Origin of the sequence: Erwinia sp. MMLR14_017 (assembly GCF_033657285.1) — a bacterium.
Classification (GTDB): domain Bacteria; phylum Pseudomonadota; class Gammaproteobacteria; order Enterobacterales; family Enterobacteriaceae; genus Erwinia.
Map to the genome: position 1 here is coordinate 31,197 of NZ_JAWVWP010000011.1, position 13,878 is coordinate 45,074.

General features: G+C 52.3%; 15 protein-coding genes. 9 read left to right on the forward strand and 6 right to left on the reverse strand.

Features of this window, described 5'->3' with window-relative positions; all coding sequences use genetic code 11:
- Window positions 1-8 precede the first annotated feature (8 nt).
- The 3 genes from aaeB (at window position 9) to SD961_RS16985 (ending at window position 3,856) form a co-directional block, all read left to right on the forward strand.
- On the forward strand, window positions 9-1,967 hold the full coding sequence (aaeB, locus tag SD961_RS16975; protein ID WP_318791526.1) for a p-hydroxybenzoic acid efflux pump subunit AaeB: 1,959 nt from the start codon (window positions 9-11) through the stop codon (window positions 1,965-1,967).
- Window positions 1,968-2,080: 113 nt separating this feature from the next.
- A complete protein-coding gene (locus SD961_RS16980) occupies window positions 2,081-3,535 on the forward strand; it encodes an NAD-dependent succinate-semialdehyde dehydrogenase (RefSeq protein WP_318791527.1) in 1,455 nt (484 codons plus the stop codon).
- Window positions 3,536-3,586: 51 nt separating this feature from the next.
- Window positions 3,587-3,856, forward strand: a complete 270-nt coding sequence (locus tag SD961_RS16985) for a hypothetical protein (RefSeq protein ID WP_318791528.1) — start codon at window positions 3,587-3,589, stop codon at window positions 3,854-3,856.
- 134 nt (window positions 3,857-3,990) lie between these two features.
- On the opposite strand, the gene yhcN (SD961_RS16990) is transcribed toward SD961_RS16985, so the two are convergent.
- The 3 genes from yhcN (SD961_RS16990) to argR form a co-directional block, all read right to left on the reverse strand.
- Window positions 3,991-4,260 (reverse strand): peroxide/acid stress response protein YhcN, encoded by a 270-nt coding sequence (yhcN, locus tag SD961_RS16990; RefSeq protein ID WP_318791529.1) that lies wholly within the window; start codon window positions 4,258-4,260, stop codon window positions 3,991-3,993.
- Window positions 4,261-4,368: 108 nt separating this feature from the next.
- Window positions 4,369-4,632 (reverse strand): peroxide/acid stress response protein YhcN, encoded by a 264-nt coding sequence (yhcN, locus tag SD961_RS16995; protein ID WP_318791530.1) that lies wholly within the window; start codon window positions 4,630-4,632, stop codon window positions 4,369-4,371.
- A gap of 417 nt (window positions 4,633-5,049) precedes the next feature.
- Window positions 5,050-5,520 carry a transcriptional regulator ArgR gene (gene argR, locus SD961_RS17000; protein WP_318791531.1) on the reverse strand — a complete coding sequence of 157 codons (471 nt, stop codon included), beginning with the start codon at window positions 5,518-5,520 and terminating at the stop codon, window positions 5,050-5,052.
- Between the two features lie 434 nt (window positions 5,521-5,954).
- Here argR and mdh point away from each other — a divergent pair, with 434 nt between their 5' ends.
- On the forward strand, window positions 5,955-6,890 hold the full coding sequence (gene mdh, locus SD961_RS17005) for a malate dehydrogenase (RefSeq protein ID WP_318791532.1): 936 nt from the start codon (window positions 5,955-5,957) through the stop codon (window positions 6,888-6,890).
- A 54-nt stretch (window positions 6,891-6,944) separates the two neighbouring features.
- Here the strand turns inward: mdh and degS are convergent, their stop codons facing one another.
- The 3 genes from degS to zapG form a co-directional block, all read right to left on the reverse strand.
- Complete coding sequence (gene degS, locus SD961_RS17010) at window positions 6,945-8,003, reverse strand: outer membrane-stress sensor serine endopeptidase DegS (RefSeq protein ID WP_318791533.1); 1,059 nt, start codon at window positions 8,001-8,003, stop codon at window positions 6,945-6,947.
- 76 nt (window positions 8,004-8,079) lie between these two features.
- On the reverse strand, window positions 8,080-9,450 hold the full coding sequence (degQ, locus tag SD961_RS17015; protein ID WP_318791534.1) for a serine endoprotease DegQ: 1,371 nt from the start codon (window positions 9,448-9,450) through the stop codon (window positions 8,080-8,082).
- 97 nt (window positions 9,451-9,547) lie between these two features.
- Window positions 9,548-9,949 (reverse strand): Z-ring associated protein ZapG, encoded by a 402-nt coding sequence (gene zapG / locus SD961_RS17020; RefSeq protein ID WP_306210136.1) that lies wholly within the window; start codon window positions 9,947-9,949, stop codon window positions 9,548-9,550.
- Between the two features lie 187 nt (window positions 9,950-10,136).
- Here zapG and zapE point away from each other — a divergent pair, with 187 nt between their 5' ends.
- The 5 genes from zapE to sspB all read left to right on the forward strand — a co-directional run bounded on the left by zapE (window position 10,137) and on the right by sspB (window position 13,813).
- The gene (gene zapE, locus SD961_RS17025; RefSeq protein ID WP_318791535.1) at window positions 10,137-11,264 is read left to right on the forward strand and encodes a cell division protein ZapE; all 1,128 of its coding nucleotides are present in this window, start codon (window positions 10,137-10,139) and stop codon (window positions 11,262-11,264) included.
- Between the two features lie 245 nt (window positions 11,265-11,509).
- A complete protein-coding gene (gene rplM / locus SD961_RS17030) occupies window positions 11,510-11,938 on the forward strand; it encodes a 50S ribosomal protein L13 (protein ID WP_306210140.1) in 429 nt (142 codons plus the stop codon).
- Window positions 11,939-11,953: 15 nt separating this feature from the next.
- The gene (gene rpsI / locus SD961_RS17035) at window positions 11,954-12,346 is read left to right on the forward strand and encodes a 30S ribosomal protein S9 (protein WP_306210142.1); all 393 of its coding nucleotides are present in this window, start codon (window positions 11,954-11,956) and stop codon (window positions 12,344-12,346) included.
- 319 nt (window positions 12,347-12,665) lie between these two features.
- Window positions 12,666-13,307, forward strand: a complete 642-nt coding sequence (gene sspA / locus SD961_RS17040; protein WP_306210144.1) for a stringent starvation protein SspA — start codon at window positions 12,666-12,668, stop codon at window positions 13,305-13,307.
- A gap of 5 nt (window positions 13,308-13,312) precedes the next feature.
- On the forward strand, window positions 13,313-13,813 hold the full coding sequence (gene sspB, locus SD961_RS17045) for a ClpXP protease specificity-enhancing factor (RefSeq protein ID WP_318791536.1): 501 nt from the start codon (window positions 13,313-13,315) through the stop codon (window positions 13,811-13,813).
- Window positions 13,814-13,878 lie beyond the last annotated feature (65 nt).

The following is a 13,878-nucleotide window of genomic DNA, read 5'->3' on the forward strand; positions in this document are numbered from 1 at the left end:
GGCGCATTATGCAGTGGCACCGTTTGCGGTTCCCGATCAAGCTGACCTTCGCCATTTTGCTGGCTCTGCTTATCGGCTTTCACTTTAATCTGGAAACGCCTCGCTGGGCGGTGATGACCGCCTGTATCGTTGCCGGCGGCACGGCCTTTGCCGCCGGGGGCGATCCCTTTTCTGGCGCCCTGCGCCACCGTGGCATGTTACGCATCATCGGCACTTTTCTGGGCTGTATTGCGGCACTGACCATCATGATAGCCACCATTCGCGCGCCCGCTCTGATGCTGCTGCTTTGCTGTCTCTGGGCGGGATTCTGCGTCTGGCTCTCTTCACTGATCAGAGTTGAAAACTCCTATGCGCTGGGGCTGGCGGGCTATACCGCGCTGATTATCGTGGTCAGCGTGGATGCAAACGGCTCTGTTCTTCTGGCTCCGCAGTTTGCGGTAGAGCGCTGCAGCGAGATCATTATCGGCATCGTTTGTGCCATTCTGGCCGATATGCTGTTTTCTCCCCGTTCCATTAAAAACGACATCGATCGTGAAATTGATGCGCTGCTGGTAGATCAGTACAAGCTGATGCAGCTCTGCATCGCCCATGGCGACCGGGAAGAGGTGGATAAACTCTGGACAGGACTGGTGCGCCGCACCTCCGCGCTGAACGGCATGCGCAGTAACCTGATGATGGAGTCCAGCCGCTGGCAGAAAATTGACGAGCGGATGCGGGCCCTGAATACCCTCTCGCTTACGTTGATCACGCAGGCCGCAGAAACCTATCTTATTCAGAACTCCCGCAAGGAGTATGTTCCGCCACAGTTCCACATCTTTTTTGAAAAGCCGGTTGAGAACATTGGTGATATCCACAAACGCATGAAAATCATGCGCCGGGTGATCACCCGCAGCGGCAGCAAAAACACGCCGGTGACCATCCGTAACTGGGTAGTAGCCGCCACGCGTTACCTGTTGTTGCTGAAAGGTATCCATACCAACAGCAGCATCAGCCGTATTGAACAAGAGGTGCTGAACGACGAACCGGTGGTCAAAATGCGATCTGCCGAAACCCGGCACGCGTTGATTAATGGCATCCGTACCTTTGTGGCGACGTCGGTGGGATCGCTCTTCTGGCTATGGAGCGGCTGGACTTCAGGAAGCGGAGCAATGGTAATGCTGGCAGTTATTACCGCGCTGGCTATGCGCATGCCTAATCCGCTGATGATGGCGAAAGACTTCCTCTATGGCATGGTGGTGGCGATCCCGCTGGGATCGCTCTATTACATGGTGATCATGCCCGCTACTCAGCAAAGTATGCTGTTACTGTGCATCGCCCTTGGCGTGATGACTTTCATTGGCGGGATACTGATCCAACGGCGACAAATTGGTACGCTGGGTGCGTTGGTGGGGACAATCAATATCATCACGCTGGATAATCCAATGACCTTTAACGTCAGTGCATTTCTGGATAATGCGCTTGGCCAGGCGATTGGCTGTTTCCTTGCGCTGCTGGTGATCCTGCTGATCCGCGACACCTCTAAAGCGCGTACGGGGCGCATTCTGCTCAACCGCTTTATGTATGCCGCCGTCTCTGCCATGACCACCAATCAGGCCCGCCGCCGTGAAAACCACCTTCCCGCGCTCTATCAACAGCTCTTTATGCTGCTGAATATCTTCCCCGGTGACATCGATAAATTCCGTATAGCCCTGACGTTGATTATCGGACATCAACGCCTGCGGGATGCAGATATCCCGGTGAACAGCGACTTGTCGGCTTACCACAAACAGCTGCGACATACCGCCGACCGCGTGATAGCCTCCGGAACCGACTCTAAACGCCAGCACTATTTTGAACGGTTGCTGGCTGAACTGGAGGTTTATCAGGAAAAATTGCGCCATTACGAGGCACCGCTAAGCGTGACCGAGCCAGTGCAAAGGCTTGCCTTTATGCTGAAAAAATATCAAAACACCCTGATCAAAATTTGATTCAACGCTGATACCCTCGGGTATCAGCGCTTTCCTACTCCGCACTCTCCCGCCTCAACATCTGCCAACTATACTTATTTTTATTATGTTGGTTATTCAATGAGGAGAAGACGATGAGCACCTCCACGCTACAGGACAATGCGCTATTCCAGACCGGTTACTTTGTGGGTGGCCAGTGGCTGCGCGGCACTGCAACCTTCGATGTAGTTAATCCGGCAACCGGCGAGGTTATCGCTCAGGTGGCACGAGCAGGGAAAGCGGAAACGGAAAAGGCTATTGATGCAGCAGAAAAAGCCTTCCCCGCCTGGCGCGCAAAAACGGCGAAAGAGCGCAGCGAGATCCTTTATCGCTGGTATCAGCTGATGATTGAAAATAAAACCTGGCTGGGCAAGCTGATGACGGCTGAGCAGGGCAAGCCGGTTAAAGAGGCTGAAGGTGAAGTGGAGTATGCAGCCAGCTTTATTCAATGGTTTGCTGAGCAGGCTAAACGCGCAAACGGTGAAATTATCCCGCCAGCAAAAGCAGGCTCGCGCATTCTGGCGACGCGTGAACCTGTAGGCGTGGTGGCGGCAATAACGCCCTGGAATTTCCCGATGGCAATGCTGACCCGTAAGCTGGGGCCGGCGCTGGCCGCAGGCTGTACCGGCATTATTAAACCCGCCAATAACACACCACTCTCCGCCTTTGCGCTGCTGGCGCTGGCGCAGAAAGCGGGCGTGCCGGATGGCGTCCTGAACGCTGTCGCGGGCGACACGCACGCCATCAGTGACGCCATTATGGCCAGCAAAGCGGTGAGAAAAATCTCTTTCACCGGCTCCACCGCCGTTGGCAAACTGCTGATGCGTAACGCTGCAGAAACAATGAAAAAAGTGTCGATGGAACTGGGGGGCAATGCACCCTATATCGTTTTTGAGGACGCGGATATTGATGCGGCTGTTAAAGGGGCTATTGCCAATAAATTCCGCAACGCCGGGCAGGTATGCGTCAGCGTAAACCGGTTCTTTATCCACAACAGCGTTTACGACCGTTTCGTCAGCCAGCTGGCCGAGGAGGTAAGCAAGCTCAAAGTGGGTAATGGTATGGAAGAGGGCGTCATTGTCGGGCCGCTGATTGAAGCTTCCGCAGTGGAAAAAGTAGAGGAACACGTCAAGGATGCAGTAGCCAATGGCGGCAGGATTGTGACCGGCGGGGCACGGCATGCGCTGGGCGGCAATTTCTGGCAGCCGACGGTGATTGCTGAAGCCAATGAGAATATGAAGCTCTCCAGAGAAGAAACCTTTGGACCTGTAGCGGCCTGTTTCCGTTTTGATAATGAAGAGGAAGCGATCCGTCGCGCCAATGAGACGGAATTTGGTCTGGCAGCCTATTTTTATACGCAGGATCTGCAGCGAGTGTTTCGCGTTTCAGCAGCGCTGGAAAGCGGCATGATTGGCATTAATGAGTGTGCCGTCTCCACGGAACTGGCACCTTTCGGTGGCGTAAAAGAGTCCGGGCTGGGACGTGAAGGCTCGGTTTTAGGTATAGAAGAGTATCTGGAAGTCAAAGCCCTGCATATAGGGGGACTGTAACTCAACGGGCGGATAACACTGCCCAGATTTGTGCCTCGCGGAGCGGCCAACATGAGAACAGAGTCATTTGATTTTGATGAAATTGTCGATCAGGCGCATTTTTTCCACCAGTTCTGCCAACGTTTTGCGCTTGCCGATTTGACCGTAACGGATTTAGACGGTTTATGGGAGGTAGTGAAGGCAAGCGTGATCCCTTTGCCGCTGGAGATAAACTTTATTCATCTGGGAAAAGGTCAGAAACGACGCTATGAGGCGCTGATCCTGTTGTTTGAAGAAGCTGAAGAGGAACTGGAGGGGCAGCTCCGCTTCAGCATTCGTTAAAAGCAGTGGCAGGGTAAAAAGGGCCCCGGCAAGCGGGGCCAAAGGGTCGTCATACTGACGAGGAATATCCTGGAGCAGGTACAAACCGGTGCTGCTTACAGACATGCTTCGACGACATGCCCGCAACGCAGTGCTTATTTATACAGCTCAGCCGTGGCGTGGTAGTTGCCATTATTATAGGCCTCAATCACACGATAATGGCTGGCGCCCTGCTGTTCAGCTTTCTGCGAAAGCGCCTGACGGATATCGGTTGGCGCTCCATCAATCCCGCTTACGCTTACGGTGCCCATAGACTGCAGATTTTGCTCAGTAGCCTGTTGGTCAGTTACGAGGTTAGCGGCGCTGGCACCGAAAGAGAGAACAGAGGCCAGACTGAGTACAGCGATAGCGAATTTGGTTTTCATGATTCATGCTCCACATAGGGTTAAGCGGTAACCGAAAGGGCTGTAAAGCGATTATTATTCTTGGGGTTACCATGTTGTCAGGTTAAAACAGGTCAGTGACTGGTTGGTTTATTTGTACAGCTCAGCAGTCGCATGGTAATTGCCGTTGTTATAAGCCTCTATAACATGGTAAGCGCTGGCACCCTGGGCATCCGCTTTATCGCTCAGCTTCTGCTTGATGTCCATGGGTGAACCTGCAACGCCGCTTACGGAGATGGTGCCTACAGATTGCAGATTTTGCGCCTGATCCGCATTGACAGATTCAGCTGCAAAAGCACCAAACGACAGGGCGGAAAAAAGGCTTAATGTGGCAATAGTAGTTTTAATGTTCATGGTTTATTCCTCGTAGTCCGTTTTTATCTTTCTGTTTAATGTGATTCTCATCACGAAAAGAAGTATAGATCTAATAACCCCAAAAATTAATAGCACGCTAATAATTTTTTGTTGTGCTCCTTTGCCCCATTTGCGCTTTTTAATAACCTTAAGTTATAAAAGATGCGGGTAATTTACCCACCACATGTTAAATACATGTAAAAACATAGGCATAGGTTAATTTAGCCATTTGTGCGCTAATTTGTGGTTGATCACACCGTGAGACGGGAGTATCCAGTTTTTATGGCTGAATCTGCGCCGCTGCGGCAGTTCATCATGCTGGAAAAGGAGGAATAGTCGTCAGCAAAAAAGCCAGCAGTTGCCGGCTTTTACGAGAATATAAAAAGGGGGAGCGCAGCTGGTACGTCTGGCTACTGCTTAGAGTTCCTGTTCGAACAGGATCAGGATGCTGTCAATCAGCTTCCTGACCGTAAAGTTTCGCGCAGGGGTGATAAAAATGGTGTCATCTCCGGCGATGGTGCCGAGAATACCATGCGGTTTACCTAAAGAGTCAAGCATGCGCGCGATGAGCTGAGCCGCTCCCGGACTGGTATGAATAACTATTAGCGCATCGTTATGGTCGATATCCAGCACAAGATTTTTTAGGGGGCTGGTGGTCGTCGGCACACCCAGCTCGGCAGGCAGGCAATAAACCATCTCCATTTTGGCGTTACGCGTACGCACCGCACCAAACTTGGTCAACATACGTGACACTTTAGACTGGTTGATATTGTCAAAACCCTCTTCCTGCAGCGCGGCCACAATTTCGCCTTGAGAGCTGAACTTCTCTTCTTTTAACAAAGCCTTGAAGGCTTTAATCAGATCTTCTTGTTTTGATGGATTACGCATAGGTGTCCGCTAAAATTCGCTATCTATAAGGGAAAGCCCTGAGGGAATAGTACATGATTATGCAATTATATGAATTTTTATGCAATGCATAAGCTATTTAATTGGCCAGAGTGCCAGGCGGAGCGGCAGTTTACCAAATATTGCTGATGAAAAAAATGCGTTATTCACGGCCAGGTTTGATCTAAAAGTAAACAAATTGTTATTAAATTGATGTTGTTCTGATTAGCGCTAAGGGTGTAATGTAACGCCGAAACATGTTGTCTGCAGACGGCTACGAATAGCGTTTCCGGTAATGCGGTCAATCTCACTCGCTTCAGCTTTTTCAGGCATAAAGCCCGAAACCACAGAGAAGCATTCGCGTTTGACCTTACGGGTCGTCTATTCTTAACCAGATGGATTCACGGCACATTTCGTACACTTATAAGGAGTTCAGGATGAAAGTTGCAGTTCTCGGCGCAGCCGGCGGTATTGGCCAGGCTCTCGCACTTCTGCTTAAAACCCAGCTTCCGGCGGGTTCAGACCTTTCTCTGTATGACATTGCTCCCGTTACGCCTGGCGTTGCGGTTGACTTAAGCCATATCCCTACAGCCGTTACTATCAAAGGATTCAGCGGCGAAGATGCCCGACCAGCCCTTCAGGGTGCCGATGTGGTACTGATCTCCGCTGGCGTGGCCCGTAAACCGGGTATGGATCGCTCCGACTTGTTCAACGTCAATGCTGGCATTGTGCGTAATCTGATTGAACAAGTCGCCAGCACCTGTCCTGAAGCCTTGATTGGTGTGATCACCAATCCGGTCAATACCACGGTGGCTATTGCCGCCGAAGTGCTGAAAAAAGCTGGCGTTTACGATAAGAACAAGCTGTTTGGTGTCACGACGCTGGACATCATCCGCTCGAACACTTTTGTGGCTGAGCTGAAAGGCAAAAATCCTGCTGAGCTGGACGTCCCTGTTGTCGGCGGACACTCCGGCGTTACCATCCTTCCGCTGCTCTCTCAGATACCTGGCGTCAGCTTTACCGAACAGGAAGTCGCTGACCTGACCAAACGCATTCAGAACGCGGGAACGGAAGTGGTGGAAGCGAAAGCTGGCGGGGGATCTGCCACCTTATCAATGGGCCAGGCAGCCGCGAAATTTGGTCTGTCACTGGTGCGGGCGCTGAACGGCGAGAGCAACGTGGTTGAGTGTGCTTATGTGGAAGGGGATGGCGAACATGCCCGCTTCTTCTCACAGCCGCTGCTGCTGGGTAAAAATGGGGTGGCCGAGCGCAAGCCAATCGGTACGCTGAGCGCATTCGAGCAGCAGGCGTTGACCGGCATGCTTGATACGCTGAAAAAAGATATTACCCTGGGTGAAGAGTTCGTCAAATAACTGAGCAGAGGGCCAGCCAGCCTGGTCCTCTGTTATTGCATCGCGCTTTCCTGCTTAAGTCCCCGGATATTCAAGAACCGTTACAGACAGCGTCATTTTTTGATCGTTGCGGATAATATCCATATTAATTACCGTACCAGGCCGGATTTCAGCAACCTGATCCATGGTTTCAAGTGCGGAAATTGCGGGTTTATGGTTCACGCTGGTAATCACGTCATTGACCTGCAGACCCGCTTTAGCGGCTGGTCCACCCTGCGCTACGTTAGTCACTACAATCCCCTGAATATGATCAAGGCCGTTATTTTGCCCATGCATCTGAGGCACTTCGCGACCACTGATACCAATGAAGCCGCGAATAACGCGCCCATCGCGGATCAGTTTATCCATAATTTTTGCTGCCAGCGCAGTAGGGATAGCAAAGCCTATGCCTTCCGGCGTTTCGCCATCGTTACTTTTGTCAAACGATAACGTATTGATTCCCATCAGTTCCCCCAGTGAGTTGATCAGTGCCCCGCCGGAGTTGCCTTTGTTGATAGAGGCATCGGTCTGCAGAAAGTTCTGGTAGCGCGAAGGGCTTAAGCCCACGCGGCCGGTTGCACTGATTATCCCCTGGGTGACGGTCTGCCCAATGTTATAGGGGTTGCCGATAGCCATCACCAGATCGCCAATGTGAGCAATGCGTTTAGGGTTGATAGGGATAACGGGAAGAGCAGAGGCGGTTATTTTCAGCACAGCCAGATCGGTCAGGCTGTCTGAACCCACCAGCATCGCTTCAAAGATACGGCCATCCTGCAGCGCAACGATGATCTGATCGGCATCGTTGATCACATGTTTATTGGTCAGGATATATCCCCGGCCATCCATGATCACGCCGGAGCCAAGAGTACGGATCTCCAGATTATCCGCAGAGGCATTGGCACTGCGGTTATAGACATTCACCACTGCTGGCGCAGCTCTTCTCACGGCGGAGTTATAGCTGACAGGCGTCTCATCGGCGCTTTCATTCTTATGAGAGAAAAAGTCACTGCCGATCCTCAGCGCTGGCAGGGCTGCCAGCAAGAGACCCGCGACCACCAGGCCAATAAGCACTGAACGCAAAAGTTTAGGAAACATGGCTTTACAGGGTGAGTGAATCAACGCGGGCAGGATAACATGAGTTAAGCGGACACGCAGGTGTCCGCTTCATGATTTAACGTAAAAGCAGGTAGATGTTCTCATCGCCGCGGATCACATTCAGCGCCAGCAGAGGCGGTTTAGCCTCCAGCAATTTACGCAGTGCTGCCAGATTATCGACTTTCGTCCGGTTAAGTCCGACAATGACATCGCCTTTCTGTAAGCCGAACTGCTCGGCCGGGGTGGATTTTTCGACAGCATCGATAATCACGCCTTTGGTGCCGTCTTTCGCAGCGCCGTCGCTTAACGTCGCCCCCTGCAGGGCTGGTGTCATCTGCTCGGCGCTGATAGCACTCTGGCTACTTGTATCAAGCTTAACGGTCACCGTCATCGGTTTGCCCTCGCGTAGCAGACCAACCTTCACATCTTTACCTGGCGCGGTGGTACCAATTTTTACGCGTAGCGCAGCAAAACTCTCCACAGCCTTGTCATCCAGCGTGGTAATGATATCGCCAGATTTAATGCCTGCTTTCGCTGCGGCAGAGCCTGGCAACACTTCGTTGACGAAGGCGCCGCGCTGAACGTCTACGTTGAAAGCTTTCGCCATCTCACCCGTCATCTCGGTGCCCTTGATGCCCAGCTGGCCGCGTTTGACCTCGCCAAATTCAATCAGCTGCTGCGCCAGGTTCATCGCCATATTGCTCGGGATGGCAAACCCGATGCCAATATTGCCGCCGGCAGAGGAGAGGATGGCGGTATTCAGACCAATCAGCTCACCATTAAGATTCACCAGCGCACCACCGGAATTCCCCCGATTAATGGCTGCATCGGTCTGAATAAAGTTTTCCAGTCCTTCCAGATTCAACCCGCTGCGCCCTAATGCGGAAACAATCCCGGAAGTTGCCGTCTGGCCTAATCCAAACGGGTTGCCGATGGCAACGGCAAAATCGCCCACTTTCAGCCGATCAGAATCTGCAATTTTAATTTGCGTCAGCCCTTTTGCGCCGCTGATTTGCACCAGCGCAATATCAGTCTGCTCATCGTGACCAAGCAGTTTGGCCTCAAATTCACGTCCGTCGCTTAGCTGCACGCTGATTTTATCCGCGCCATTCACCACATGATTGTTGGTCAGCACGTAGCCTTTTTCGGCATTGATCACCACGCCGGAGGCCAGCCCTTCAAACGGTTGAGGCTGAGCATCACCCTGTACGTTGCCCTGGCCGAAGAAGCGTTTTAACGGCTCCGGGATCTCCTGAGTTTGTGTTTGCGTCCCTTCCACATGTACGCTGACCACCGCCGGCAGCACTTTCTCCAGCATCGGCGCCAGGCTTGGCAAAGGTTGCCCTTCCACCTGCGCAGGCAGCGTAGCAAAAGCCTGAGGAGCAAGGGCCAGATTCAAACCAACGCTCAATGCCACTGCGCTTAAAAGTAAGGATTTTTTCTTCATCGTTACGACGCTCTCGCTACCGGTTAATGGGGAAGTTGGAAACACAATTGCTGGATACAAGCATAAGAAAAGGGCGCGGCGCGCCCTTATAACGTGGTTATTTCTGTGCAGCGCGGTCGCCGCGAAGCAATCCTGATGCGCTGTCCGGATAGTCGCGCGGCATCTGGACAGGAACCTGATCGTTATCCGCTTCAGACTCCGTTAGCTGATAAGCAAACGGGTTCTTTTCACCCGGAAGGTTAGGCAGCAGATCGTTCGAGCCTTTCGCCATATGCTGATAAAGCTGGCGGTAATCCCGCGCCATGTTATCCAGCAGCTCAGCGCTCTGTGCAAAGTGGCTGGTCAGCTCTTCGCGGTAATCGGAAAGCTCCGCTTTGGTTTTTTCCAGCTCATACTGCATGCTTCGCTGTTCACGAAGCTTCCTGTTACCGAAACGCATTGCCACCGCGCCGATGATTAATCCCACTACTAACCCAATAAGCGCGTATTCCCAGGTCATAATAACTCCCGTGTTGTCGTCGTTGTTCCGTAAGGGCTACTGGCCAACGCCAGTTCACTACCTGCCACTATAACCGCTAATCTGATGGAAGTGGAATCCTGAGGCTGCATCGCTTAGTGTAGAGCGGCCTTTTTTTCGACAATCAAATACCTGGCGCACCGAATTTTTCAGGAAATGTGACTAAATTATGCAAACGCTCTCCCCTTTGACGTTGTACCAGCAGGCACTGGATAAAGGTGAATTTCAACCTGATGATGTTCAACGTGAAGCAATGACCCGTCTGGACGGGGTTTTTCAGGCCCTGACTCACGTTGAGCCGCCCTCTGCACCCTCCGGGAAGGGGTTATTTGGCAAGCTGAATAAGCTGTTGGGTAAGGGACAAACGGAGACTCAGACACCGGCGCGCGGGCTTTATATGTGGGGCGGCGTTGGGCGGGGAAAAACCTGGCTGATGGATCTGTTTTTTCAGTCAATTCCTGGTGAGCGCAAGCAGCGTTTGCATTTCCACCGGTTTATGTTGCGCGTCCATCAGGAACTGACCGAATTACAGGGCCAAAGCGATCCGTTGCAGATCGTTGCCGATCGTTTCAAGAGCGAAACGGATCTGCTCTGCTTTGACGAGTTTTTTGTCTCTGACATTACCGATGCGATGCTGCTGGGTACTCTGATGGAGGCGTTGTTCGCCAGGGGAATTACGCTGGTAGCCACCTCCAATATTCCGCCAGACAATCTTTACCGCAACGGTCTGCAGCGTGCCCGCTTCCTGCCCGCTATTGAGATGATTAAGCAACATTGTGACGTTATGAACGTTGACGCCGGTATTGATTACCGTCTGCGGTCGTTGACCTCTGCTCATCTGTGGATATCGCCGTTAAACGATGCCACGGATAAAGAGATGGATCGCATGTTTATCGCGCTCTCCGGGCAAGCAAGAGGGGAGAAGCCGGTACTTGAGATCAATCACCGTTCTCTCGCCACCCAGGGTATAGCAGAGGGTGTTGTGGCGATAGAGTTCCTGACGCTGTGCGGAGAAGGACGCAGCCAGCACGACTATATTGAGCTTTCACGACGTTTTCACACCGTATTGCTCTATAACGTGCCGGTGATGATCTACAAAACAGAAGACCAGGCCAGACGATTTCTGGCATTGGTGGATGAGTTCTACGAACGGCATGTTAAGCTGGTGGTCTCCGCCGAAGCCTCGCTGTATGAGATTTATCAGGGCACCAGGCTGAAGTTTGAATACCAACGCTGCGTCTCCCGTTTACAGGAGATGCAAAGCGAAGAGTACCTCCGTCTGGCACATTTGCCCTGAGGCAAGCCAGGGCGGGGGAAGGGGAAGCAATTATTATCAAAAAAGGGTCGCTCTTTACGGGCGACTTCTCTATAATCTTGCGACCCCACGTTACAACAAAGGTTTTTTTCCCAAAACTCTTTGTGTTCCAGTAACTCTATCCGAAGGGGTGGGCTTGCTGGTCAAGATGGTCGTGTGAGCCTCAACCGTTTATTCAAGCGTTTGGGATTTCACCAACGTGTAACTTAATTTGGGTAAGCTTTTAGATGAAAACTTTTACAGCTAAGCCAGAATCGGTCCAACGTGACTGGTTTGTTGTTGACGCAACAGGCAAAACCTTAGGTCGTTTAGCGACTGAACTGGCTCGTCGCCTGCGCGGTAAGCACAAAGCGGAATATACTCCGCACGTAGATACCGGTGATTACATTATCGTTCTTAACGCCGAAAAAGTTGCCGTAACTGGTAACAAGCGTACCGATAAGGTTTATTACCATCACACCGGCCACATCGGTGGTATCAAGCAAGCGACCTTCGAAGAGATGATTGCTCGCCGTCCTGAGCGTGTGATTGAAATCGCGGTTAAAGGCATGTTGCCAAAGGGCCCGCTGGGCCGTGCTATGTACCGTAAACTGAAAGTTTACGCGGGCAACGAGCACAACCATGCGGCGCAGCAACCGCAAGTTCTTGACATTTAATCGGGATTACAGGCAATGGCTGAGAATCAAAACTACGGCACTGGTCGCCGCAAAAGCTCTTCCGCACGCGTCTTTATCAAGCCGGGTAGCGGTAACATCGTTATCAACCAGCGTTCATTAGAACAGTACTTCGGTCGCGAAACTGCCCGCATGGTAGTTCGTCAGCCGCTGGAACTGCTGGACATGGTCGGTAAATTCGATCTGTACATCACCGTTAAAGGTGGTGGTATCTCTGGTCAGGCTGGTGCGATCCGTCACGGTATCACACGCGCTCTGATGGAGTATGACGAGTCACTGCGTTCCGAACTGCGTAAAGCAGGCTTCGTAACTCGTGATGCTCGTAAAGTTGAACGTAAGAAAGTCGGCCTGCGTAAAGCACGTCGTCGTCCTCAGTTCTCCAAACGTTAATTTGCTCTGCTTCGGCAGAAAAAATTATCGGAAAACCCGGTGCCTGCACCGGGTTTTTTCTTTTCCGCCATCGGCAAAAATGGTTGAAAACGCGACGGGCTTTACCCTTTTCCCGTCAAATCGACGTTCCCGCCCCACAAGCTGTCTAAAATCTGGTAAACTGTGTGTCACTTTGCGCCCATTAGCAGGGCATTGATGCATGAAATCCTGAGTGGATGCTGGTTCGGCTTCACATCATGCTAATGGCAATCTATTAAGCAGGTTAGTCGCCACCTGGCGGGCTTGCGCAGTAATTTTCTGGATAAACTTGGAGGTTTACATGGCTGTCGCTGCCAACAAACGTTCGGTAATGACGCTGTTTTCTGGTCCGACTGACATTTTTAGCCATCAGGTTCGTATCGTCCTGGCGGAAAAGGGTGTCAGCGTAGAGATCGAGCAGGTAGAAATGGATAGCCTGCCCCAGGATCTGATTGACCTCAACCCGTATCGCACCGTGCCCACTCTGGTGGATCGCGAGCTGACGCTGTACGAATCCCGCATCATCATGGAATACCTTGATGAGCGCTTCCCACACCCGCCGCTGATGCCGGTTTACCCGGTCGCCCGTGGTGAAAGCCGTCTGATGATGCACCGTGTGGAGCAGGACTGGTACAGCCTGATGCGTAAGGTTGAAAACGGCACGGCGCAGGAAGCGGAAGCGGCGCGTAAGCAGCTGCGTGAAGAGCTGCTGGCAATCGCACCATTGTTTGCCCGTACGCCGTTCTTTATGAGCGAAGAGTTCAGCCTGGTGGACTGCTACCTGGCCCCACTACTGTGGCGTCTGCCGCAGATGGGCATTGAACTGATTGGTGCGGGTTCCAAAGAGCTGAAAGGTTATATGACACGTGTCTTTGAGCGTGATTCCTTCCTGGCTTCCCTGACGGAAGCGGAACGTGAAATGCGCCTGCAAACGCGGGGCTGATTACGATGGAAATGTCGCAACTTACCGCTCGTCGCCCCTATCTGCTGCGGGCGTTCTATGACTGGCTGCTGGATAACCAGCTTACCCCGCATCTGGTTGTGGATATCAATCTGCCAGGCGTGATGGTACCACTGGAATATGCCCGTGATGGCCAGATCGTACTGAATATCGCGCCGCGGGCCGTGGGTAACCTGGAACTGGGCAATGATGAGGTCACTTTCAACGCCCGTTTTGGTGGCGTTCCTCGTCAGGTAACGGTACCGCTGGCGGCAGTGATGGCGATTTACGCGCGTGAAAATGGCGCAGGTACGATGTTTGAGCCTGAGCCAGTGTACGAAGAGGCCGGGGAGTATAACCCGGACGCTGAGCAGAACGGCACGCCAGAGACGGTTATGTCCGTAATTGATGGCGACCGCCCGGATGACAGCGTACATAACGATGAAGATAATCCGGACGACGAACCGCCTCCGCGCGGCGGCCGACCGGCATTACGCGTTGTGAAATAAAAAAACGGGCCTTTCGGCCCGTTTTTTTGTCTCTGACTGGCTGACCTGTTATTACCGTCAGCCAG

What these genes read in the sequence shown, in the direction of transcription:
- yhcN (WP_318791530.1), bottom strand. Translation starts at nt 4,632, where the DNA reads ATGAACATTAAAACTACTATTGCCACATTAAGCCTTTTTTCCGCCCTG.
- sspA (WP_306210144.1), top strand. Translation starts at nt 12,666, where the DNA reads ATGGCTGTCGCTGCCAACAAACGTTCGGTAATGACGCTGTTTTCTGGT.
- degS (WP_318791533.1), bottom strand. Translation starts at nt 8,003, where the DNA reads ATGTTTCCTAAACTTTTGCGTTCAGTGCTTATTGGCCTGGTGGTCGCG.
- argR (WP_318791531.1), bottom strand. Translation starts at nt 5,520, where the DNA reads ATGCGTAATCCATCAAAACAAGAAGATCTGATTAAAGCCTTCAAGGCT.
- degQ (WP_318791534.1), bottom strand. Translation starts at nt 9,450, where the DNA reads ATGAAGAAAAAATCCTTACTTTTAAGCGCAGTGGCATTGAGCGTTGGT.
- sspB (WP_318791536.1), top strand. Translation starts at nt 13,313, where the DNA reads ATGGAAATGTCGCAACTTACCGCTCGTCGCCCCTATCTGCTGCGGGCG.
- SD961_RS16980 (WP_318791527.1), top strand. Translation starts at nt 2,081, where the DNA reads ATGAGCACCTCCACGCTACAGGACAATGCGCTATTCCAGACCGGTTAC.
- zapG (WP_306210136.1), bottom strand. Translation starts at nt 9,949, where the DNA reads ATGACCTGGGAATACGCGCTTATTGGGTTAGTAGTGGGATTAATCATC.
- SD961_RS16985 (WP_318791528.1), top strand. Translation starts at nt 3,587, where the DNA reads ATGAGAACAGAGTCATTTGATTTTGATGAAATTGTCGATCAGGCGCAT.
- rplM (WP_306210140.1), top strand. Translation starts at nt 11,510, where the DNA reads ATGAAAACTTTTACAGCTAAGCCAGAATCGGTCCAACGTGACTGGTTT.
- rpsI (WP_306210142.1), top strand. Translation starts at nt 11,954, where the DNA reads ATGGCTGAGAATCAAAACTACGGCACTGGTCGCCGCAAAAGCTCTTCC.
- yhcN (WP_318791529.1), bottom strand. Translation starts at nt 4,260, where the DNA reads ATGAAAACCAAATTCGCTATCGCTGTACTCAGTCTGGCCTCTGTTCTC.
- aaeB (WP_318791526.1), top strand. Translation starts at nt 9, where the DNA reads ATGCAGTGGCACCGTTTGCGGTTCCCGATCAAGCTGACCTTCGCCATT.
- zapE (WP_318791535.1), top strand. Translation starts at nt 10,137, where the DNA reads ATGCAAACGCTCTCCCCTTTGACGTTGTACCAGCAGGCACTGGATAAA.
- mdh (WP_318791532.1), top strand. Translation starts at nt 5,955, where the DNA reads ATGAAAGTTGCAGTTCTCGGCGCAGCCGGCGGTATTGGCCAGGCTCTC.